The sequence below is a fragment of the Streptomyces sp. NPDC091287 genome (assembly GCF_044768525.1).
GTDB lineage: Bacteria > Actinomycetota > Actinomycetes > Streptomycetales > Streptomycetaceae > Streptomyces.
This window is the reverse complement of record NZ_JBIVUV010000002.1, coordinates 158285-178094: the sequence shown is the minus strand read 5'-3', so window position 1 is coordinate 178094 and position 19810 is coordinate 158285. Positions and strand designations below refer to the sequence as shown.

Here is a 19810-nt window from a genome sequence, read left to right as displayed (position 1 = left end):
GTCGTGCGAGCGTGAACTACCTTACGTATCGGGTCACTTGCCCAGGTAGGCGCTGTAGATCTTCACCGACGAGGTGTTGCCCTTCTTGTCGGTGACCTTGGCGGAGAAGGAGATCGACTTGCCCTTGGCCGGGTTCTTGACGGTGATCTTGCCCTTCTTGACGGTGACCTTCTTCCAGGTCTTGCCGCCGTTGTAACTGACGTACGTCTTCAGCGACTTCAGGTTCTTGCCCGCGGCCGCGCCGTGCACCTTCACCGGCACCGAGACGGTCTTGCCCGCCTTGACCCGGCCGTCGGCGCCCACGGCCGGGGTGAACCGGACGGTGGAGACGGGCAGCATCGTGAACGCGGTCTTCTTCGAGCGGAACGTCCAGGCCGCGTCCACCCGGGTGGAGAGCGGGCTGACCTTCGCGCTGTGGCTGACCGTGGTCGTCAGCCGGTAGTCGGCCGCGCCCGCCGGAACCCGGAAGGACTCGCCGCCGGACACCGGGTCGCCGTTCTGGCCGAGCTTCTTGCCGTTGCGGTACAGGACCGTCTTGGCCGACGTGAACAGCATCCCGCCCGCGTTGCCCCGGCCGTCGGCCAGCAGTGGGAGGGAGCCCGTGATGTCGTTGCCCTCACGGACGACGCCGTAGTTCTTGTTGTCGACCAGTGGGCCGAACACCGCGGTGTTCACGGACTTCGTGTACGTCTTGCCCGCCTTGTACGCCGCCTCCTTGCCGACCTGGTAGTTGGCCTCGTACGTCGGCCAGCCGTCCGCGTCGACCGGGCCCTGCTGGTCGAAGTCGAAGCTCCAGGCCACCTTGTCCGCGGTGGAGACGTACAGCGTGCGGGTGCCGGGCAGCTTCTGATCGATCGAGGTCGCCCAGCTGCCGCCCTGCGTGGGCAGGAAGGGGAAGGCGGTGATCGAACCCTTCTTCTTCGGCGCGGCCGCGCCCATGGCGATCTTCACCTTGGCCAGCTGCGCCGTGGTGAACTTCCGGTTGAAGCCGGTGGCGAGCTGCTTGACCGTGCCGCCCACCGCGATGTCGTACTCGGTCGACGCGCCCTTGCTCCAGGTACCCGACCAGTGCTGGGCGAGCGAACCGTCGGTGATCTTCGGGCCGGCGTGGAGCGTGCGGATGCCTGCCGGCGACTCCATCAGCCAGCCGAAGGAGACCGCGTCGTCTCCCGACTCCACCACGTAGTCCGGGGAGAACAGCTGAGCCTTCGCCTTCGCGTCCGGCACCGTGACGTTCACCGGCTTCGCCTTGCGGGCGTCGAACGTCAGTGAGGTGTTCTTGGTGACCGCGATCTTGGGCTGCGCGATCCAGTCGGCACCCTTGGTGACGTCGTCCGGGTCGATGTAGACCGTGGAGTTGACCACGTACGTGCCCTTGGGCACCCGGATCTTCGCCGTGCCGTCGACGACCTGCGGGCTCAGGAACGGGTTGCCGGACTCCGCACCGAAGCGGAAGAGCGTGCTGTCCGCGTACACGGCCGGACGGCCGTCCCGCCCGAGGTGCTTGACCGTGACGTCGTAGCTCTCCACCTCACGCTCGACCGCGGCGGCCGTGCGCACGGTCTGCCCGCCGCCGGTGGCCACCAGATACGCGGAGTACGTGCCGTCGGCCGTGGAGCCGAGCCGGGTGTCGGCGGTCAGGGTCACCTCCGCCGTGCCGCCCGCCGGGACGGTGACCCGGTCCGCGCCGAGGGTGAAGAAGCCGGCCGGAGCGGGCTTGCCGCCCGGTCCGGTGCCCGTCACCTTCAGATCGAGGGTGACCTCGCCCGTACCGAGGTTGCGGTACGTGACCTTCTCGGTGGCCGGCTCGTCGTCCGTGTGCGGCCACTGCTGCACCCCGAAGCTCACCGAGACCGGGTCGGCGACCACGGTCTGGGCGATCGCACGGTCCACCGCGATCCGGCCGGAGCCCTGCTGGAACGGGTTGTACGCCCCGGGCTTCGTGGACGCGGTCAGCGCGCCCTTCAGCTCGGTGTACGCCCAGTCGGGGTGCTGCTGCTTGAGCAGCGCGGCCGCGCCCGCGACGTGCGGGGTGGCCATCGACGTACCCGAGATCGTCGCGTAGCCGGCGGGGTTCTCACCCACCTCCTTCGCGATCTGCGAGCCGGACGGGATGGCCGCCGTGGTGTCCACGCCGGGGGCCGTCACGTCGGGCTTGACCGCCCCGTCCCCGACCCGCGGGCCGCGGCTGGAGAAGTCCGCCAGCTTGTCCTGGTCGTCGACCGCGCCCACGGTCAGCGCGGCGTCCGCGCTGCCCGGCGAGCCCACCGTGCCCGCGCCGTCGCCCTCGTTGCCCGCGGCGATGGCGAACAGGACGCCCTTGTCGGCCGACAGCTTGTCGACCGCGGCCTCCAGCGGGTCCACCTCCGGGGTGTCCGTCCCGCCGAGGCTCAGGTTGATGATGTCGGCGCCCTGGGCGACCGCCCACTCCATTCCGGCCAGGATGCCGGAGTCCTCGCCGTACCCCTCGTCGTCGAGCACCTTGCCCGAGAGCAGCTTGGCGTCCGGGGCCACGCCCTTGAGCTTCCCGCCCGACCTGGCGCCGGTGCCCGCCGCGATAGAGGCGACGTGCGTGCCGTGGCCCACCCGGTCCTTGGTGTCCGCGGAGGCGCTGAAGTTCTTCTCCGCGAGGATCTGGCCCTTGAGGTCGGGGTGGGTGGCGTCCGTTCCGGTGTCCAGGACCGCGATCTTGACGCCCTTGCCGGTGAACCCGGCCTTCCACGCCGCCTGGGCGCCGATCTGCGGGACGCTCTTGTCCAGGCTCGCCCGGCGCACCCCGTCCAGCCAGACCCGGTCGATGCCGGCCGCGGTGGTGACCCGCTCCCCGCCCGCGCGCCGGTCGGTGAGCGCCTTCCAGATGGCCGGCGCGTCGGCGGTCGGCGTGGTCACCGACTCGGCGTTCAGCGACGTCAGGCTCCGGCCCACCTCGGTGGAGCCCGCGTCGCGGACCTGCGCCTTCGCGGTGGCGGTCTGCTTGCCCCGGTAGCCGACGATCAGCTTCAGACCGTCGCGCTGGGCCCGGAGGTTCTCCGGGCGGCTCAACTCGGTGACGTCGAACAGCCGCCGGTCGAGCTTGCCGGAGACGATCAGCCGATGGGCGTCGGCCGGGACGACGAGTGTGTGCCCCTGGTTGCTCATCCGCTGCACCGGGATGTTCTCCCGGCCCTTCGCGGGCCGGAAGGCGACCGGCTTGCCCCGGTCGTCGACGGTGACCCGGTCACCCGTGACGAGGGTCAGCCGACGCAGCTCCCTCTCCTGGGAACGGTCCTGGGCCCGGGCGTCGGACGACGCCCTCGGATCCGGCTGGGCGACGGCGGACGAGGTCATGCCCGCCGCCAGTGCCACGGCCACGGCAGCGGCGACCGCCGGTATGCACGCGGTTCTCACGTGTCTGCGCAACTCTCCCCCTGGAGAACTCGATGGTTTCTCGGTCCCGCCGGTCCGCAGAGACGCAGGAACGACGGCTGCGGCCCGTCGGTTCACGGAACTAGAGGTAATGCTGGGGGAGTTGGTTCACGCACGAGGTGCCAGGAGCTCACAGTTGTCGCAAAACGGCCCCTCCGTGGCGGGGTCGCACGGAGGGGCCGATGAATTTCGCCCGCCGGTCCGGTCTGCCTGGTGTGGATAACGAGAATCCGATCGCCCTGACAGTGACGGGCCGGGTCAGCCGTGCCGTCGTACCCGACCTCTGCGTCGAGCTGGAGCGTGCCCTCGCCGACCCGCGCGGGGCCGCCCTCGCCCCGGGTGCGGCGGTGGACTGCGATGTGGGCGGGGTGATCCGGCCAGATCTGACCCTGGTCGAGGCGGTGGCCCGTCTCGCGCTCGTCGCCCGCCGGTCCGGACGCACGCTGCGGCTGCGCCGCGTGCCCCCCGAACTCCGCTCGCTGCTGGACCTGGTGGGGCTGGCCGACGTGGTGACCCTGGAGGAGGGGCCTGAGGGGCGGGTGCCCGATCCGCGCTGACGTCGGGCGCGCCTACATGCGTACGGCTGTCGGCCGGGGCCCGGCGCCCCCGGGTGTGCCGTGGGGTGCCGGGCCCGGCCGCCGACTCCTACGCGTCGGCCGGGAGCCGGTCATCCAGGCCGAACAGCGGGAACCAGCGCGGGACGTCCAGGAAGCAGTGCATCCCGGTGATCGCCCCGTCCTGGATGTCGATGACCTGGACCGCCCACGGCACGAACCCGTCCCCGTCCTCGGCGGGCTTGTAGTGCGCGAAGCCGGGGGAGCCGTTGGCCAGGACGGGCACCAGCTTGGAGCCCGCGCACGCCGCGCCGATGGAGGTCATGAAGCCCGTGATGTCTCCGGTGCCCCGGAGCCACAGGTCGAACGGCGGCATCGTCATCACCGCGTCCTCGTGGAGCAGCGCGGTCAGGGCGGTCATGTCATATCCCTCGAACGCCTTCACATAACGCTCCAGGAGCTTCTGCTGCTCCTCGTCGAGGGGGTCCGCCACATCGCCCGCCCGGCCCTCCGTCTCGGTCAGCGTGGCGCGGGCCCGCTGAAGGGCGCTGTTGACCGAGGCGACGGAGGTCCCCAGCAGCTCGGCCACCTCCGCGGCCTTCCAGGCGAGGACCTCGCGCAGGATCAGCACGGCGCGCTGCTTGGGCGGCAGGTGCTGGAGGGCGGCGACGAACGCGAGGCGCACCGACTCACGCGCCACGGCCGCCTCCGCCGGGTCCTGGACCGAGGGCAGGATCCGGCCGTCGGGCATCGGCTCCAGCCAGACGTTCTCCGGGCGGGGGCTCAGCGCGGCCTGGGCGAGCGGTGTGGGGCCCGTCAAGTCGACCGGGCGGGCCCGCTTGTTGCCCGCGTTCAGCATGTCCAGGCAGACGTTGGTGGCGATCCGGTAGAGCCAGGAGCGCAGCGAGGAGCGGCCCTCGAACTTGTCGAAGTTGCGCCAGGCCCGGACCAGGGTGTCCTGCACCGCGTCCTCGGCCTCGAAGGCGGATCCGAGCATCCGGTAGCAGTACCCCGTCAGCTCGGTCCGGTGCCCTTCCAAACGGCTGTCGATCCCGGCTGCGTCGGCGCCCCCGGCGCCCGCCGCCGCTCCTGTGGCCGTCGTCGTGGTCAGATCGCTCATCGCTCCACCCCTGTTGCGCGCAGCCGCGCTGTGGCATCCGTCACCCGGTACGTCGGAAGCTACCGCAGGCCACTGACAGTCGGGGCGGGAAAGAGGACGAGGGGGTGCCCGGCGGCCGTGGCTGCGGCCACGATCCGCCCGGCACCCCTCAAGTGTCCCGCCGGTACCGAGCGTGTCGCTCAGGTCCCGGGCTTGCGCCCGTACACGTACACGTCGTCGCCGTTCTTCAGCAGTTTCCAGTATGCCTTCGCGTCGGCGGGGCGCATGTTGACGCAGCCGCCGGAGCCCGGCGGGTTGTACATGGACTTGGTGACCGAGTGGAACGCCTGGCCGCCGTCGAAGAACTGGGAGTGCGGCATCCAGACCTTGTAGATGGTCGACCAGTGCTTGATGTTGCGCCAGTAGATCTTCTTGGACCCGGTCCGGGTCTCGACGCCGTTCCGGCCGGTCCGCACCGGCACCGGCCCGTACTTCAGCTTCTTGCCGTCCTGGATCCAGCTCAGCTGCCGCGTCAGGTCGACGCAGGCGATGCGCCCCTTGTTGGTGGGGCACTTCTTCGCCTTGTTGGGGTTCTTCCCGGCCGCCTTCTGGGCGAGCATCGTGTTCATCGTGCGCCAGGTCAGCGGACCGGCGTAGCCGATGGTGGGGGTGATCCCGTGCTTCTTCTGGAACTTCTGGGTCGCCTTGCAGTCGGCCGTCGACTGCTTGCCGTCCACGGGCCGCTTCAGGAACTTCTCGACCTGCTTCTGGTGCGGTCCCACCGACGTGGTGCAGGACGCCGCGTGGGCGGCGGTGCCGGTGCCCAGGACCAGGGCCGGAGCGGCCACCAGTCCGGCGACGGACAGTGCCACCCCTCGTCGCAGAGGTCTTCCGGATATCTTCGCCGTGACTCGCATGCGCGCCGACTCCCCTTCGCCCACAGTGCGTTGTTGGTTACGCCTGGTAGACGTGCGAAGGGGTGCGGTGGTTGCGCGCCGGTATGTCTCGGTTGTGCTTCAGCGCGTCGCGGGGACGAGCGCCCGCCGCTCCGCACGCGCCACCCGGGTCCCGTACAGGGTGATCGAGACGACCCCGAGGACCGCGAGCAGCCCCAGGGCCACCGTCGCCGTCCAGCCCCCGGCGTGGAAGGCGACCGCGCCCAGCGTGCCGCCCGCGCTGGAGCCCAGGTAGTACGCCGACTGGTAGAGCGCCGAGGCCTGTGCCCGGCCCGTCGTCGCGGTGCGGCTCACCGACGACGAGGCGACCGCGTGCCCGGCGAAGAAGCCGGCCGTGATCAGCACCAGGCCCAGCAGTACGGCGGCCAGCTGGTCGGCCAGCGAGAGCAGCAGCCCGGCGGCCGTGGTGGAGACCGCCAGATAGAGCGCGCCCCGGCGGCCGAGGCGGGCCACCAGACGTCCGGCGGCGGCGGAGGAGACCGTACCGACCAGATAGACCAGGAAGATCGAGCCGATGACGCCCTGCGGCAGGCTGAACGGCTCCTCGACCAGCCGGTAGCCGATCACCGTGTAGACCGCGCCGAACACCGTCATGAACAGCGCGCCGATCGCGTACAGCCGGACCAGCAGCGGGTCCGCCAGATGCGTGGCGACGGTCTTCGCGAGGGCCTTCGGGTTCAGCGAACCGGGACGGAAGTTCCGGGCCTTCGGGATGAGGAAGTGGAACGCGACGGCGCACGCCAGCGCGAGCAGCCCGACCGCCGCCAGCGCGGCGCGCCAGCCCCAGGCCTGGGCGACCCACCCGGTGAGGATGCGCCCGCTCATACCGCCGATGCTGTTGCCCGCGACGAACAGCCCGATCGCGGCGATCAGCGCCTTGGGCCGCACCTCCTCCGCGAGATACGCCATCGCGGAGGCCGGGAGTCCGGCGAGCGCCGCACCCTGGACGGCGCGCAGCGCGATCAACGCACCCATCGAGGGGGCGAGGGGCACCAGCAGTCCGACGAGCACCGCGATCGCCAGCGACGCCGTCATCATCTGCCGCCGCCCGAACCGCTCCGAGAGCGCGCTCAGCGGCAGCACGAACAGGGCCAGCGCCCCGGTCGCCGCCGAGACCGTCCAGCTCGCCTGTCCGGCGGTCGCGTCGAACGACGCGGAGACGGCGGGCAGCAGCGCCTGGGTGGAGTAGAGGAGAGCGAAGGCCGCGACACCGGCGGCGAAGAGGGCGAAGCTCATCCGGCGGTAGCCGGGGCGGCCGGGCTCCAGGCGCTCATGGGTGGCGGCGGCGGGCGCGGCGGTGGTGGTGACGGGGGACTGCGGGGCAGAGGCATCCACGACGATGGTGGATGCCCCGGTACTGGCGGGAGGCATACGTCGAAAGTAGAGCGCGACGTTTCATGCGTCCAATGCACAAAACTGCGATAATCAATCCCATGGTGCATGAACGCAGCTCAGGGCCTCGGCTGTCACCGAGCAGTTACGAAGAAGACATCCGGGCCGTGCTCGCTCCCCGCCTCGCGTACTTCGAGGCGGTCGCCCGGCACGAGCATGTGACCCGCGCCGCACACGAGCTGGGCGTCCCGCAGTCCACCCTCTCGCGGGCCATGGTCCGGCTCGAAGCGGACCTGGGCGTCGCCCTGTTCGCCCGCAGGGGCCGCACGGTCTCGCTCACCCCGGCGGGCCGCACCTTCCTCGGCTCGGCGGAACGGGCCCTGGCCGAGGTGGAGAAGGCCGCCGACACGGTCCGGGCGGACGCCGACCCGACGGCGGGCCGGGTCTCCTTCGGCTTCCTGCACACCATGGGCTCGGAGACCGTGCCCGCCCTGATCCGCGCCTTCCGGGTCGACCACCCCAAGGTCCGCTTCCAGCTCGTGCAGAACTACGGCGAGGCGATGATCGAACGGCTGCGCGCGGGCGGCCTCGACCTCTGCCTCACCTCACCCGTGCCCGACGCCCCCGACCTGGTCGCCCGCCGCCTCGACGAACAGCGGCTGCGCCTCGTGGTCCCCGACGACCACCGCCTGGCGTCCCGCCGGCGCATCCGGCTCGCGGAGGCCGCCGACGAAACGTTCGTCACCCTGGAGCCCGGTTACGGGCTGCGCCGGATCACCGACGACCTGTGCGCCCAGGCGGGCTTCAGGCCCCGGGTCGCCTTCGAGGGCGAGGAGGCGGAGACCCTGCGCGGGCTGGTCGCCGCCGGGCTCGGGGTGGCCCTGCTGCCGCCGCCCGCGGTCGCCCGCCCCGGCGTCGTCGAGCTGACGGTCACCGCGCCGCGCGCCGCCCGCGAGATCGGGGTCGCCTGGCTGGACGGCCACCCCGACACCCCGCCGGTCGCCGCCTTCAAACGCTTCCTGCTCTCGCGCCGGGGCAATCTGCTGCCGGACTGAGCGGGCGCCCGGCGGGGCGTGCGTTCAGTGCCGCAGCGACCGGCCGAACCCGGCGGCCAGCGGCATCCGCAGCCCCAGCGGCGGCGGTGCGGCGAGCGCGTCCGCGACCGGGCGGGCGTAGGACCGGGCGAAGAGCGAGCCACGCACGAAGTCGGCGGCCAGCGCCATCACTTCGGGGCGGTGCTGGCGCAACGCGTGGCCGTCGGAATGGACTTCGAAGCGGCAGGTGTCCCGGTTGGACTTCTTCGCCCGCTCGGCCAGCCGGTAGGACAACTCCGGGTCGGTGCGCTCGTCGTTGGTGCCGTGCACGATCAGCACCCGCCGCCCCACCAGCTGCTTCACCGGCTCCGGTTCGGCCGCCGCCCGCTCCGGCAGCCACGGGGCCAGCGCCAGGACCGAGGTGACCGCGCCGTGCCCGGCGGCCCGCAGCGCGGCCCGCCCGCCCATCCCGTGGCCGGCCAGGCAGACCGGTACGTCGCCGTACCGGCGCTGGACCTCGTCGGCCGCCCACGCGGCGTCCTCCACGGGATGCGCGTCGTCCGCGTTCCAGCCCCGGCGGCGGTAGTGCAGCACGTGCACCGCGAGCCCGTCGCCCGTCCCGGCGCGGGCCAGGGAACGCGCGAACGGCAGCTGTGCCGCGTACGACAGGGGGGAGGGGCGACGGTGCGAGTCGGCCCGGCCGTCCGGGAGCAGCAGCACCACGCCGCTGACCTCGTCCATCGTTCCGGCCGACCGAACGGCCCGTCCCAACCTGGGGGGCGTCTTGTCGGTCATGCCGGGCTCGCGGGGTCTGGTGCCGCGCCTCGCCGCGTTGTCGTCACTCGCCATGGCTCCGCCATGACTCCCTTCTCCGCCTTGCGATGCACGGCACCAGACCCCGCTCCCTGATCCGGCCTGACCGACAAGACGCCCCCTGGCATCGGGCGAGGAGAGTGCGCGCTGTCCCATGACAGAACAGTGTCAGAAGGAGAGGTGTACTCCACCCGACTTCGCGGTCACTGTTACGCATCGACCCCAGGCGCTCTACGCGCGTAGGCGCTAGAGTGCCAAGATGACGAGCCAGACCCCGAATGTCCCTGATTCCGACCAGATCCGGCGCGCCCCCAAGGTGCTGCTCCACGACCACCTCGACGGCGGCCTGCGGCCGGGCACCATCGTCGAGCTGGCCCGCGCGCAGGGTTACGACTCCCTCCCCGAGACCGAGGCCGACAAGCTCGGTATCTGGTTCCGCGAGGCCGCCGACTCCGGTTCGCTGGAGCGCTACCTGGAGACGTTCGCCCACACCTGCGCCGTCATGCAGACCCGTGACGCGCTGTTCCGGGTGGCCGCCGAGTGCGCCGAGGACCTCGCCGAGGACGGCGTCGTCTACGCCGAGATCCGCTACGCCCCCGAGCAGCACCTGGAGGGCGGCCTGACCCTCGAAGAGGTCGTCGAGGCCGTCAACGAGGGCTTCCGCGAGGGCGAGCGCACCGCCCGTGCCAACGGCCACCGCATCCGCGTCGGCGCCCTCCTGACCGCGATGCGGCACGCGGCCCGCGCACTGGAGATCGCCGAACTCGCCAACAGCTACCGCGACCAGGGCGTCGTCGGTTTCGACATCGCGGGCGCCGAGGCCGGGTTCCCGCCCACCCGCCACCTCGACGCGTTCGAGTACCTCAAGCGCGAGAACAACCACTTCACCATCCACGCGGGCGAGGCCTTCGGCCTGCCGTCGATCTGGCAGGCGCTCCAGTGGTGCGGCGCCGACCGCCTCGGCCACGGGGTGCGGATCATCGACGACATCGAGGTCGCCGAGGACGGCTCGGTCACCCTCGGCCGCCTCGCCTCCTACGTACGGGACAAGCGCGTCCCGCTGGAGATGTGCCCGACCTCCAACCTCCAGACCGGCGCGGCCACCTCGTACGCCGAGCACCCGATCGGACTGCTGCGCAAGCTGCACTTCCGGATCACCGTGAACACGGACAACCGGCTGATGAGCGGCACGAGCATGACCGGGGAATTCGAGCGGCTGACCGAGGCCTTCGGATACACGCTCGATGACATGCAGTGGTTCACAGTCAATGCGATGAAATCAGCTTTCATTCCTTTCGACGAACGTCTCGCCATGATCAACGACGTCGTCAAGCCCGGCTACGCGGAGCTGAAGTCCGAGTGGCTCTTCCGTCAGACCGCTGTGACCAGCGGTTCCGGGGCCTCCACGGGCTGAGGCCCCCGACAGGCAAAAGGGCCGGGAAGCAAAATCCCGGCCCTTTTCCGCGTGTCGGGATGTTTGCGATAGGGGCAGCGGGATGGCTAGCTTGCAGAGCCGCTCACATCCCCTTCCCCAAGGATGAATTCGCCATGAAGAAGTCTGCTGCCAAAACTCTCGGTGTCGCCGCTCTCGGCGCCGCTTTCGCCGCTGCCGCCGCCGGCAGCGCCTCCGCAGCCCCCTCGCTGCCGCTGGAGGCCGCGGCCGGGGTGCTCCCCGTCTCGACGATGGCGCTCGACACCGTCGCCAAGTCGGCCCAGAACGCGCCGGTCCAGGAGACCGTCGGCAAGGTCCTCGGCGGCGACGCCACCGACGCGGCCGCCCCGGTCACCGGCCTGCTCGGCGGACTGCCCACCAAGGGCCTCACCGCCAACGGGATCCCGCTCGGCGGCTGAGAGGCTGCCGGGTGACCCCGGGGCGGACAGTGGACGCGGTCCGACCCGGCCCGCGCGCCGGGCCACCGGCGCCACCCGTACCTGCCAGTGGGGCGCACACCCTGAACCAGGGTGTGCGCCCCACCGTGCGTTCTCGCTCCCCGTGGTCCGGCGCGTCACCAGGCCGTCGCGGAGGAGGCGGACTTCTCCGACGGCAGCAGCGCCCACAGGGCCAGGTAGAGCAGGAACTGCGGGCCGGGCAGCAGACAGGAGACGACGAAGATGACGCGCATCGTGTTGGCGGAGATACCGAAGCGCCGGGCGAGGCCCGCGCACACTCCGCCGATCATGCGGCCTTCGCGGGGGCGGACAAGTGCGGCCATGGTGGGCTCCTTCGCGAACCGTTGCGTGAGGAGCGGCCTTGTGCGCTCCCCGATGTATCCATGGTGCGCCGCGAAGGGGGACAAAGCATCGCTCTACGGTGCGAGGCCGACCCCGGTAATCGTCGGGGTCGACCCCCCAGGGGCCTCGTCCCTGAGACGGGTCTCCTGCCGGTAGTAGGGCAGGTCCCGTACCCCCGGCACGCCCCGGCGGCGCAGCCGAGCCCGGCAGACCGGGACGACCAGCAGATGGGCCAGCACCACCCCGGTGGTGTTCAGCAGCAGCGAGTCGATGTCGACGATCTGACCGGGCACCCCGGTCTGGCCCAGCTCGATGGCCAGCGAGATCAGCGCACCGGCGGCGACCGTACGCAGCAGTGAGACCCAGGGGGAGACGAAGATCCGGCCCCCGGCCATCGGCAGCAGCACCCCCAGCGGGGCCAGCAGCAACAACGCCCCGCCGATCCGGCGGGCCGCCTCTGCCGGTCCCAGCGCGAGGTCCGCCCTGATCCCGGCGAGCGGCTCGAAATTCGCCGCCGTGATCCAGGGAACGTCCAGCGGGCGCAGCGTCAGCCACCCGACGAACAGCAGATGCGCGGCAAGGAGAGTGACCCCCGCCGCGCGGAAGTGGATGACGGTCTCGCCGTCCGAACTGTGACGCACGTCCACCAAGACGCCACGACCGGCAGGATCGGTTCCGCGCCGCCGCGGCCCGCCTCCCGGACGGCCTTCTCGGACGGCTCTCCCGGGCGGCCCCGCGGACCGCCCGGAACCCGCGTCAGTCCAGCCGGACGCCGTCCGGCGTGGCCAGGTCGCCCGGCCGGGACTTCGTCTGTGAGGTGCACAGATAACCGCGCGGCGGGTAGTCCCCGGGCCCGCCCAGGACCACCGAGCCGTCCCGGACCAGCGTCTCGCTCTCCGCGTACGTGCACACCAGCTGGGCCAGCGCCTCCGCCGACAGGTCCTCCGGCTGGCTGCTGAGGCGCACGGCGCCCGCCGGGTCGCCGTTCCGGGCCGGCGCCACCCGCAGCCCCGCCGGAACCGCGGTGGTGAACCCGGCCCGCCGCTCGTTCGCGGGCGGCGCCTGCTGGACCTCCTTCAGCAGCGCCCGGGCGACCACCAGGGGGTCGGTGCCGGTCGCGTCCGCCGCCACCGGACGTTCCGCGGTGACCAGCTGCGAGGTGCACACCAGATACACCGTGGTGCTCACGCTGTCCGGCGACCGGGTGGCGACGTCCGAGGAGGACAGCCGGCACGGCACCCGGGAGGGCGCGGCCCCCGCGTCCACCGGCACCGAGGTCGTACGGATCCCGCACCCGGAGACCAGCGCCGCGGCCGCCAGCACGGCCGCCAGCGAGGCTGCCGTACGTCGCCGGAGCGGGTCTCGCCGGTACGTGACATCGCCGCGCTTCACGTCGTCTCGTTCCCGTCCGGGGCGTCCGCCCCCGGTTCGCCGTGGTGCGCGAGCTTCTCGGCGTCGCGCGGCAGCCGCAGTTCGAAGACGGCGCCGCCGTCCGGGGAGTTCGCCGCCGTGATGTCACCGCCGTGGATGTGCGCGTTCTCCATGGCGATGGAGAGGCCGAGCCCACTGCCCTCCGACCGCGGCCGGGAGGCGCTGGCCTTGTAGAACCGGTCGAACACGTGCGGCAGCACGTCCTGGGGGATCCCCGGACCGTGGTCCCGTACCTCGATGACCAGCTCGTTGCCCTCGGTCCGCACCCGTACGCCCACCGGCGAACCCCCGTGCTTGAGGGCGTTGCCGATCAGGTTGGCCAGGATCACGTCCAGCCGGCGCGGATCGAGCCGGACCATCATGCCGCGCTCCGCGTCCAGGTCCACCGCGTCCAGCCAGGCCCGCGCGTCGATGCACGCGGTCACCTGGTCGGCGACGTCGACCGTGTCCAGCACCAGCCGGGCCGTGCCCGCGTCGAAGCGGGTCACCTCCATCAGGTTCTCCACCAGGTCGTTGAGCCGCCGGGTCTCGCTGACCACCAGATGCACGGCGGGCGCGATCATCGGGTCGAGGGTGTCCGCCTCGTCCTCCAGCACCTCGGCCACCGCCGTGATCGCGGTCAGCGGGGTCCGCAGCTCGTGCGACATGTCGGCGACGAACCGGCGGCTCGCCTCCTCCCGCGCGCTCATGTCCGCGACCTTCTTCTCCAGCGATCCGGCCGTTTTGTTGAACGTACGGGAGAGATCGGCGAGTTCGTCCGTGCCGGACACCTCCAGCCGGGTGTCGAGCTTGCCCTCGCCGAGCTTGCGGGCCGCGTCGCCGAGCCGCTGCACCGGACGCAGCACCGTCGTCGCGGCGGCCTGCGCCAGCAACGCCGAGCCGACCAGCGCGAGGGCGGTGGCGATCCCCAGCGACCAGGCCAGCGAGTTGAGGTCCTGCCGCTCCTGGTCGAGGGACTTGAGCATGTAGCCGGTCGGGCCGCCGCCGATGATCCGCGTACCGGCGACCAGATACGGCGTGCCCGCGATGCTCGTCCGCTGCCAGAACAGGTGGTACTCGTGCTCGTTGCTCGACGTCAGCGACTGCTTGCGGGCCACCTGCTTCTGCAACGAGTCCGGCACATCGGCCAGGGTGAAGCTGTCCAGGTCGGAGTAGCCCACGATCGGCTTGCCGCGCTCGCGTTCGGCCTCCAGCAGCACGCTGTAACCCGGGCTGCTGGACGCCATCTCACCGGCGGCCCGCTGGAGGTCGTCCTTGGTGGGACCGGTCGGCAGCCCGGCCGCGGTCTCCTGCATCTGCCGCCGGAAGTCGTCGAGCGCGGTGTCCTGGGTACGGGTCAGCACGGCCTCGCGGTTGAGCCAGTACGCGATCCCCGAAGCGGAGACCGCGGCCGTCAGCGCCACCAGCGCGAACACCACGACCAGGCGCAGCCGCAGACTGGTCCAGCGCAGACCGGCGCGCAGGGACCGCTTGGCGGTTTCGGTCACTGAGGCGAGTCCAGCCGGTAGCCCACGCCCCGCACCGTACGGATCAGGGTCGGCGAGGACGGCACGTCCTCCACCTTCGCGCGCAGCCGCTGCACACAGGCGTCCACCAGACGGGAGTCGCCCAGGTAGTCGTGCTCCCACACCAGGCGCAGCAACTGCTGCCGGGACAGGGCCTGGCCGGGCCGGCGGCTCAGCTCCAGCAGGAGCCGCAGCTCGGTCGGCGTGAGCTGCAGATCCTCACCGTCCTTGGTGACGGTCATGGCGGAGCGGTCGATCACCACGTTGCCGAAGGTCGCCGAGTCGGTCGACTCGCGCTCCCCCCGGCGCAGCACCGCCCGGATGCGGGCGTCGAGCACCCGTCCCTGGACAGGTTTCACCACATAGTCGTCCGCGCCGGACTCCAGTCCCACCACGACGTCGATGTCGTCGCTGCGCGCGGTCAGCAGAATGATCGGCAGCTGGTCGGTGCGGCGGATACGCCGACACACCTCGAAACCGTCGATCCCGGGCAGCATCACATCCAGCACGACCAGGTCGGGCCGCTGCTCGCGCAGCAGCTCCAGGCCGTCCTCTCCCGTCGCCGCGGTGGCCACACGGTGGCCCTGGCGTGACAACGAGAGTTCGAGGGCCGTGCGGATGGCGTCGTCGTCCTCGATCAGCAACAGGAAAGGCACGAACGTCATTCTGGCCCATGGTGGCGCTTCAGTTCGACCTGTGGCCCGGTCCGATTGTCCGGGCACGGCCCCGACCACCCCTGTGACAGGCCTGTGACAGTCGGGGGACAGCGCCATGAAACTGCCCCGGCAAGCTCTTCGACAACAGGGAACGAACGGACTCCACCGATAGGGGGCGCGAGATGAACGCACTGCACAGCACCAGCTCAAGCGCAGTTGTCACGCGTCTCCACGACGTCGGGCGGAGCACGGAGAGGTCCGGCGCCACGGGGGGTGCCTCCCTGCTCGAGCGCAGCCGAGAGCTTGGGGGAGTACGGGGGTGTGTTCGGAGCGCCGGGCGTCAGCACCAGACGGTGGCGGAGCAGGTGCGCATGCCGTACATGACGGTGCTCGACGCGCCCAAGGGGGCGACGAGCGCGTACGGGGAAGCCACGGGGGATCGCACGGCCAGGGCGGGAGACGCGGACGCCGAAGCGGCGTTCACGGCCTACGTCCAGGAGCGACGGGCCTCCCTGTACGCGACCGCCTACCACCTGACCGGTGACCGGTTCGAGGCCGAGGACCTGCTGCAGAGCGCCCTCTTCTCGACGTACCGGGCGTGGGACCGGATCAGCGACAAGGCGGCGGTCGGCGGCTATCTGCGCCGCACCATGACCAATCTGCACATCAGCGCCTGGCGCAGGCGCAAGCTCAACGAATACCCGACCGAGGAGCTGCCGGAGACGGTGGGCGACACGGACGCGATGCGCGGCACGGAGCTGCGGGCGGTGCTGTGGCAGGCGCTCGCCCGGCTGCCCGAACTCCAGCGCACGATGCTGGTCCTGCGGTACTACGAGGGCCGCACCGACCCGGAGATCGCGTCGATCCTCGACATCAGTGTCGGCACGGTGAAGTCCAGCATCTGGCGCTCCCTGCGCCGGCTGCGCGAGGACGAGGTCCTCAGCTTCGGACGTGACGAGCAGGAGTCCTTCGGCGAGTTGGTGGCCTGAGGCTGGGCCCTTCGTCTCGGGGGAGGCGGGGGCCACGGGGGAGTACGGGGGAGCAGTAAAAAACGGGGACCGAGGGGGTTCGGGGGAACCACGGGGGAACGGCCCGTCGCTTCGGGGGAGGCGCGGGTCACGGGGGAGACACAGCGGGGTCGTACGGGCCGGGGGGTCCTGTACGGCCCCGCTTTCTCTCTACTCCGGGACCGGCGCCCCCACGCCCGCCCGGCGGCACCGCCCCGCCGCCGCGGCGGCGAACCGCCCCAGCGCCTCCTCCTTGCCACAGGGGTACGCCCCCAGGGCGGTCTGGCGGGCCACGATGCGGCGTTCGGCCCGCATCAGCCGCCAGCCCCGCCGCAGCAGGAACGGCACCGACTTGCGGCCCTCGCGCAGATCCCGCACCAGCCGCCGCCGGAACGTGGTGGACGGGCGGCCGCGCAGACACAGCGCGTCGGCCAGCAGCCCCAGGTCCTGGCAGCGTTCGACGATGTCCGCCGCGAAGATGCCCTCCGCCACGAACAGCGGTGACCGCTCGATGTGGAAGGCCTCGTGGTCCGTACGGGAGCTGGTGGCGATGTCGTACACCGGAACGTCCGTACGGCCGCACCGGCACAGCTCGGCGATGGCGGCCACCGCCGCGTCCGCGTCCCAGGACCCGGCGGAGTCCCAGTCGATGTCCGTGGAGCCCGGCACCCGGGGCAGCGTCGGGTCGTCGTGCTCCTTGTAGAAATCGTCCAGGCGCAGCACCGGCAGACCGGTGCGGGCGGCCAGGACGGACTTGCCGGAGCCGGAGGGGCCCGCGAGCAGCACGACGCGGGTCGGGATCGGTTGGGAACTCACAGAACAGAAGTGTGAGGCATTGACCCGCGCAGGGGACCCCTCGGGCCTCCTGTTGGTATCCAGCATCACACCTCAACTACTCTGCGCGCACAGACGATTACCCAACCAGATCGATCAGGTGGAAAACATGGCACTTCATGCACGTAAGCCCGAACGTCGCGTCCTGCTGCGTGCCGGTCTGACCCTCACCGCGCTGGGGGCCGCCCTGGGGGCCGGTGCGGGCTCCGCGGGGGCCGTTCAGCTGCCCCCGGTCGCGGAGATCCCGGACCAGGGCGCCTCGGCGCTCCAGGCGGTCGGCGAGACGGCCGGACCGGCGGTGACCAGCGCGCTCGGGACCTCGCTGACCGAGAGTGTCGCCCCGATCACCGAGCTCCAGCTGGACCCGCTGGCCAACACCGGGGTGGACCCCCTGGACAACGCCGTGGGCACCCAGATCGCGGACTTCAAGCCGCTGACCACGGCCGTCCTGACGGACCCGATCACCAGCGGCGGCTCGCTGGGCGACCTGCCGGTGGTGGGGACGGTCACCGGGCTCATCACCGGCTGACGCCCGGCGCGGAGAGACGGCGGACGGGGCCGCCCCGGGGTGGGAGGGCGGCCCCGTCCGGGCATCGGGTGGGTGTCAGTACGAGGAGCCGGCGGCCCCCAGGGCGCCCGTCGGGTGCCACACCGTCTTGGTCTCCAGGAACGCCGTCAGGCGGTGCGTGCCGGGGGAGGCCGACCAGTCCGCGGAGTCCGCCGCGCCGTCCGCGTCCGCCGGCCCCGGGCGCAGTACGCGCTTCAGGTTGTCCGCCGCCGCGATCTCCAGCTCCTTCGCCAGGGCGGTGTCCGCGCCGGTGAGGTCGATCGCGTTGACGTCCTGGTGGGCGGCGAGCGGGGCCGCCAGCTCCGCCGTGACGCCCGACAGGACGTTGACCACGCCGCCGGGCACGTCGGAGGTGGCGAGCACCTCGCCCAGCGACAGCGCGGGCAACGGGGCGTCGGCCGAGGCGACGACGACCGCCGTGTTGCCGGTCGCGACGACCGGGGCGATCACCGAGACCAGGCCGAGGAACGACGACTTCTGCGGTGCGAGGACCGCGACCACGCCCGTCGGCTCGGGGGTGGAGAGATTGAAGAAGGGGCCCGCGACCGGGTTCGCCCCGCCGGAGATCTGCCCGATCTTGTCGGTCCAGCCCGCGTACCAGACCCAGCGGTCGATCGCCGCGTCCACCACGGCCGCCGCCTTGGACTTCGACAGCCCCTCGGAGGCGGCCACCTCACGGACGAACTGGTCCTTGCGGCCCTCCAGCATCTCCGCGACGCGGTAGAGGACCTGGCCGCGGTTGTACGCGGTCGCGCCCGACCAGCCGCCGAACGCCTTGCGCGCGGCCACGACCGCGTCGCGCGCGTCCTTGCGGGAGGACTGCGGCGCGTTGGCGAGCCACGCACCCTTGGAGTCGGTCACCTCGTACACCCGGCCGCTCTCGGAGCGGGGGAACTTGCCCCCGACGTACAGCTTGTAGGTCTTGAAGACGCCAAGTCGGTTCTGCTCAGACATCGAGGTACGCCTCCAGGCCGTGGCGGCCGCCCTCGCGGCCGTAGCCCGACTCCTTGTAGCCGCCGAACGGCGACGTCGGGTCGAACTTGTTGAACGTGTTGGCCCAGACGACGCCCGCGCGGAGCTTGTTCGCCACCGCGAGGATGCGGGAGCCCTTCTCCGTCCAGATGCCGGCCGAGAGGCCGTACTGACTGTTGTTCGCCTTGGCGACCGCCTCGTCCGGGGTGCGGAAGGAGAGGACGGAGAGCACCGGGCCGAAGATCTCGTCGCGGGCCACCGTGTGCGCCTGGGTGACGTTCGTGAAGAGCGTCGGGGCGAACCAGTAACCCGACGACGGCAGTTCGCAGGGGGCGCTCCAGCGCTCCGCGCCCTCCGCCTCGCCGGTCTCCACCAGGGAGGTGATCCGGGCGAGCTGTTCGGAGGAGTTGATCGCGCCGATGTCGGTGTTCTTGTCCAGCGGGTCGCCCAGGCGCAGCGTGGACAGCCGGCGCTTCAGGGCGTCCAGCACCTCGTCCTGGACCGACTCCTGGACCAGCAGCCGGGAACCGGCGCAGCAGACCTGGCCCTGGTTGAAGAAGATCCCGGTGACGATGCCCTCGACGGCCTGGTCGATCGGCGCGTCGTCGAACACGATGTTCGCGCCCTTGCCGCCCAGCTCCAGGGTGACCTTCTTGTCCGTGCCCGCGACGGAGCGCGCGATGGCCTTGCCCACGGCGGTCGAACCGGTGAAGGCGACCTTGTTCACGTCCGGGTGCGTGACGAGTGCCTCGCCCGCGTCCCCGTAACCGGTGAGGATGTTGACGACGCCCTTGGGGAGTCCCGCCTGGCGGCAGATGTCCGCGAAGAACAGAGCGCTGAGCGGGGTCGTCTCGGCGGGCTTCAGGACCACCGTGTTGCCCGTGGCGAGCGCCGGGGCGATCTTCCACGCGAGCATCAGCAGCGGGAAGTTCCACGGGATGACCTGACCGGCCACGCCCAGCGGCCGGGGGTTCGCCCCGTACCCCGCGTGGTCCAGCTTGTCGGCCCAGCCCGCGTAGTAGAAGAAGTGCGCCGCGACCAGCGGGAGGTCCGCGTCGCGGGTCTCCTTGATCGGCTTGCCGTTGTCGAGGGTTTCGAGAACGGCGAGCTCGCGGCTGCGCTCCTGGATGATCCGGGCGATCCGGAACAGGTACTTGGCGCGCTCGGAGCCGGGCAGCGCCGACCACTTCTCGAACGCCTTGCGGGCCGCCTTCACGGCCCGGTCCACGTCCGCCGCGCCGGCCTGCGCGACCTCGGAGAGGACTTCCTCGCTGCTCGGCGAGACGGTCTTGAAGACCTTGCCGTCGGCTGCCTCGGTGAACTCGCCGTCGATGAACAGCCCGTAGGAGGGGGCGATGTCGACGACGGCGCGGGACTCCGGCGCCGGTGCGTACTCGAATGCGGATGCCATG

The 19810-nt window shown here is 71.5% G+C and carries 19 protein-coding genes; 6 read left to right on the top strand and 13 right to left on the bottom strand.

Annotated features, from left to right (window positions below; translation table 11 throughout):
• Positions 1-33: 33 nt before the first annotated feature.
• Entirely contained in the window at positions 34-3327 is a 3294-nt protein-coding gene (locus ACIQRW_RS03665; RefSeq protein ID WP_403754411.1) for a S8 family peptidase, read from the bottom strand.
• Positions 3328-3587: 260 nt separating this feature from the next.
• Between ACIQRW_RS03665 and ACIQRW_RS03660 the strand changes: the two genes are divergently transcribed.
• Positions 3588-3962: an STAS domain-containing protein gene (locus ACIQRW_RS03660; protein WP_403753864.1), complete on the top strand. Its 375-nt coding sequence runs from the start codon at positions 3588-3590 to the stop codon at positions 3960-3962.
• A gap of 88 nt (positions 3963-4050) precedes the next feature.
• Here ACIQRW_RS03660 and ACIQRW_RS03655 read toward each other — a convergent pair whose 3' ends face one another.
• The 3 genes from ACIQRW_RS03655 to ACIQRW_RS03645 all read right to left on the bottom strand — a co-directional run bounded on the left by ACIQRW_RS03655 (position 4051) and on the right by ACIQRW_RS03645 (position 7385).
• Entirely contained in the window at positions 4051-5079 is a 1029-nt protein-coding gene (locus tag ACIQRW_RS03655) for a sigma-70 family RNA polymerase sigma factor (protein ID WP_403753861.1), read from the bottom strand.
• A 179-nt stretch (positions 5080-5258) separates the two neighbouring features.
• On the bottom strand, positions 5259-5975 hold the full coding sequence (locus tag ACIQRW_RS03650; protein WP_403753858.1) for a L,D-transpeptidase family protein: 717 nt from the start codon (positions 5973-5975) through the stop codon (positions 5259-5261).
• A gap of 99 nt (positions 5976-6074) precedes the next feature.
• A complete protein-coding gene (locus tag ACIQRW_RS03645; RefSeq protein ID WP_403753855.1) occupies positions 6075-7385 on the bottom strand; it encodes an MFS transporter in 1311 nt (436 codons plus the stop codon).
• A gap of 62 nt (positions 7386-7447) precedes the next feature.
• Between ACIQRW_RS03645 and ACIQRW_RS03640 the strand changes: the two genes are divergently transcribed.
• Positions 7448-8401: a LysR family transcriptional regulator gene (locus tag ACIQRW_RS03640; protein WP_403753852.1), complete on the top strand. Its 954-nt coding sequence runs from the start codon at positions 7448-7450 to the stop codon at positions 8399-8401.
• A 24-nt stretch (positions 8402-8425) separates the two neighbouring features.
• On the opposite strand, the gene ACIQRW_RS03635 is transcribed toward ACIQRW_RS03640, so the two are convergent.
• A complete protein-coding gene (locus ACIQRW_RS03635) occupies positions 8426-9103 on the bottom strand; it encodes an alpha/beta hydrolase family protein (RefSeq protein ID WP_403754409.1) in 678 nt (225 codons plus the stop codon).
• Positions 9104-9452: 349 nt separating this feature from the next.
• Here ACIQRW_RS03635 and ACIQRW_RS03630 point away from each other — a divergent pair, with 349 nt between their 5' ends.
• Together ACIQRW_RS03630 and ACIQRW_RS03625 are read left to right on the top strand one after the other, a co-directional pair.
• On the top strand, positions 9453-10607 hold the full coding sequence (locus ACIQRW_RS03630) for an adenosine deaminase (RefSeq protein ID WP_403753849.1): 1155 nt from the start codon (positions 9453-9455) through the stop codon (positions 10605-10607).
• A 134-nt stretch (positions 10608-10741) separates the two neighbouring features.
• On the top strand, positions 10742-11044 hold the full coding sequence (locus tag ACIQRW_RS03625; RefSeq protein ID WP_329158851.1) for a hypothetical protein: 303 nt from the start codon (positions 10742-10744) through the stop codon (positions 11042-11044).
• 155 nt (positions 11045-11199) lie between these two features.
• On the opposite strand, the gene ACIQRW_RS03620 is transcribed toward ACIQRW_RS03625, so the two are convergent.
• The 5 genes from ACIQRW_RS03620 to afsQ1 all read right to left on the bottom strand — a co-directional run bounded on the left by ACIQRW_RS03620 (position 11200) and on the right by afsQ1 (position 15017).
• The gene (locus ACIQRW_RS03620) at positions 11200-11406 is read right to left on the bottom strand and encodes a PspC domain-containing protein (protein ID WP_215111184.1); all 207 of its coding nucleotides are present in this window, start codon (positions 11404-11406) and stop codon (positions 11200-11202) included.
• A gap of 93 nt (positions 11407-11499) precedes the next feature.
• The gene (locus ACIQRW_RS03615; RefSeq protein ID WP_403753845.1) at positions 11500-12072 is read right to left on the bottom strand and encodes a VanZ family protein; all 573 of its coding nucleotides are present in this window, start codon (positions 12070-12072) and stop codon (positions 11500-11502) included.
• A gap of 109 nt (positions 12073-12181) precedes the next feature.
• On the bottom strand, positions 12182-12817 hold the full coding sequence (locus ACIQRW_RS03610) for a hypothetical protein (RefSeq protein WP_403753843.1): 636 nt from the start codon (positions 12815-12817) through the stop codon (positions 12182-12184).
• The gene (locus ACIQRW_RS03605; RefSeq protein ID WP_403753840.1) at positions 12814-14343 is read right to left on the bottom strand and encodes an ATP-binding protein; all 1530 of its coding nucleotides are present in this window, start codon (positions 14341-14343) and stop codon (positions 12814-12816) included. The genes ACIQRW_RS03610 and ACIQRW_RS03605 overlap by 4 nt, the downstream gene beginning before the upstream one ends.
• The gene (afsQ1, locus tag ACIQRW_RS03600; RefSeq protein ID WP_006127084.1) at positions 14340-15017 is read right to left on the bottom strand and encodes a two-component system response regulator AfsQ1; all 678 of its coding nucleotides are present in this window, start codon (positions 15015-15017) and stop codon (positions 14340-14342) included. The genes ACIQRW_RS03605 and afsQ1 overlap by 4 nt, the downstream gene beginning before the upstream one ends.
• A 182-nt stretch (positions 15018-15199) precedes the next feature.
• On the opposite strand from afsQ1, the gene ACIQRW_RS03595 reads away from it, so the two are divergent.
• Complete coding sequence (locus tag ACIQRW_RS03595) at positions 15200-16006, top strand: SigE family RNA polymerase sigma factor (RefSeq protein ID WP_403753837.1); 807 nt, start codon at positions 15200-15202, stop codon at positions 16004-16006.
• 189 nt (positions 16007-16195) lie between these two features.
• On the opposite strand, the gene ACIQRW_RS03590 is transcribed toward ACIQRW_RS03595, so the two are convergent.
• Positions 16196-16906, bottom strand: a complete 711-nt coding sequence (locus tag ACIQRW_RS03590; protein ID WP_329158862.1) for a uridine kinase — start codon at positions 16904-16906, stop codon at positions 16196-16198.
• 61 nt (positions 16907-16967) lie between these two features.
• On the opposite strand from ACIQRW_RS03590, the gene ACIQRW_RS03585 reads away from it, so the two are divergent.
• Entirely contained in the window at positions 16968-17387 is a 420-nt protein-coding gene (locus ACIQRW_RS03585) for a hypothetical protein (RefSeq protein ID WP_403753835.1), read from the top strand.
• A 75-nt stretch (positions 17388-17462) separates the two neighbouring features.
• Here the strand turns inward: ACIQRW_RS03585 and ACIQRW_RS03580 are convergent, their stop codons facing one another.
• Positions 17463-18380 (bottom strand): aldehyde dehydrogenase family protein, encoded by a 918-nt coding sequence (locus tag ACIQRW_RS03580; RefSeq protein ID WP_403753832.1) that lies wholly within the window; start codon positions 18378-18380, stop codon positions 17463-17465.
• Positions 18373-19809 carry an aldehyde dehydrogenase family protein gene (locus ACIQRW_RS03575; RefSeq protein WP_403753829.1) on the bottom strand — a complete coding sequence of 479 codons (1437 nt, stop codon included), beginning with the start codon at positions 19807-19809 and terminating at the stop codon, positions 18373-18375. The genes ACIQRW_RS03580 and ACIQRW_RS03575 overlap by 8 nt, the downstream gene beginning before the upstream one ends.
• Position 19810 lies beyond the last annotated feature (1 nt).

Coding starts and splice junctions, on each gene's coding strand:
- ACIQRW_RS03665 (WP_403754411.1), bottom strand. CDS start 3,327: ATGACCTCGTCCGCCGTCGCCCAGCCGGATCCGAGGGCGTCGTCCGAC.
- ACIQRW_RS03660 (WP_403753864.1), top strand. CDS start 3,588: ATGAATTTCGCCCGCCGGTCCGGTCTGCCTGGTGTGGATAACGAGAAT.
- ACIQRW_RS03655 (WP_403753861.1), bottom strand. CDS start 5,079: ATGAGCGATCTGACCACGACGACGGCCACAGGAGCGGCGGCGGGCGCC.
- ACIQRW_RS03650 (WP_403753858.1), bottom strand. CDS start 5,975: ATGCGAGTCACGGCGAAGATATCCGGAAGACCTCTGCGACGAGGGGTG.
- ACIQRW_RS03645 (WP_403753855.1), bottom strand. CDS start 7,385: ATGCCTCCCGCCAGTACCGGGGCATCCACCATCGTCGTGGATGCCTCT.
- ACIQRW_RS03640 (WP_403753852.1), top strand. CDS start 7,448: ATGGTGCATGAACGCAGCTCAGGGCCTCGGCTGTCACCGAGCAGTTAC.
- ACIQRW_RS03630 (WP_403753849.1), top strand. CDS start 9,453: ATGACGAGCCAGACCCCGAATGTCCCTGATTCCGACCAGATCCGGCGC.
- ACIQRW_RS03625 (WP_329158851.1), top strand. CDS start 10,742: ATGAAGAAGTCTGCTGCCAAAACTCTCGGTGTCGCCGCTCTCGGCGCC.
- ACIQRW_RS03620 (WP_215111184.1), bottom strand. CDS start 11,406: ATGGCCGCACTTGTCCGCCCCCGCGAAGGCCGCATGATCGGCGGAGTG.
- ACIQRW_RS03595 (WP_403753837.1), top strand. CDS start 15,200: ATGAACGCACTGCACAGCACCAGCTCAAGCGCAGTTGTCACGCGTCTC.
- ACIQRW_RS03590 (WP_329158862.1), bottom strand. CDS start 16,906: ATGCTGGATACCAACAGGAGGCCCGAGGGGTCCCCTGCGCGGGTCAAT.
- ACIQRW_RS03585 (WP_403753835.1), top strand. CDS start 16,968: ATGGCACTTCATGCACGTAAGCCCGAACGTCGCGTCCTGCTGCGTGCC.
- ACIQRW_RS03580 (WP_403753832.1), bottom strand. CDS start 18,380: ATGTCTGAGCAGAACCGACTTGGCGTCTTCAAGACCTACAAGCTGTAC.
- ACIQRW_RS03575 (WP_403753829.1), bottom strand. CDS start 19,809: ATGGCATCCGCATTCGAGTACGCACCGGCGCCGGAGTCCCGCGCCGTC.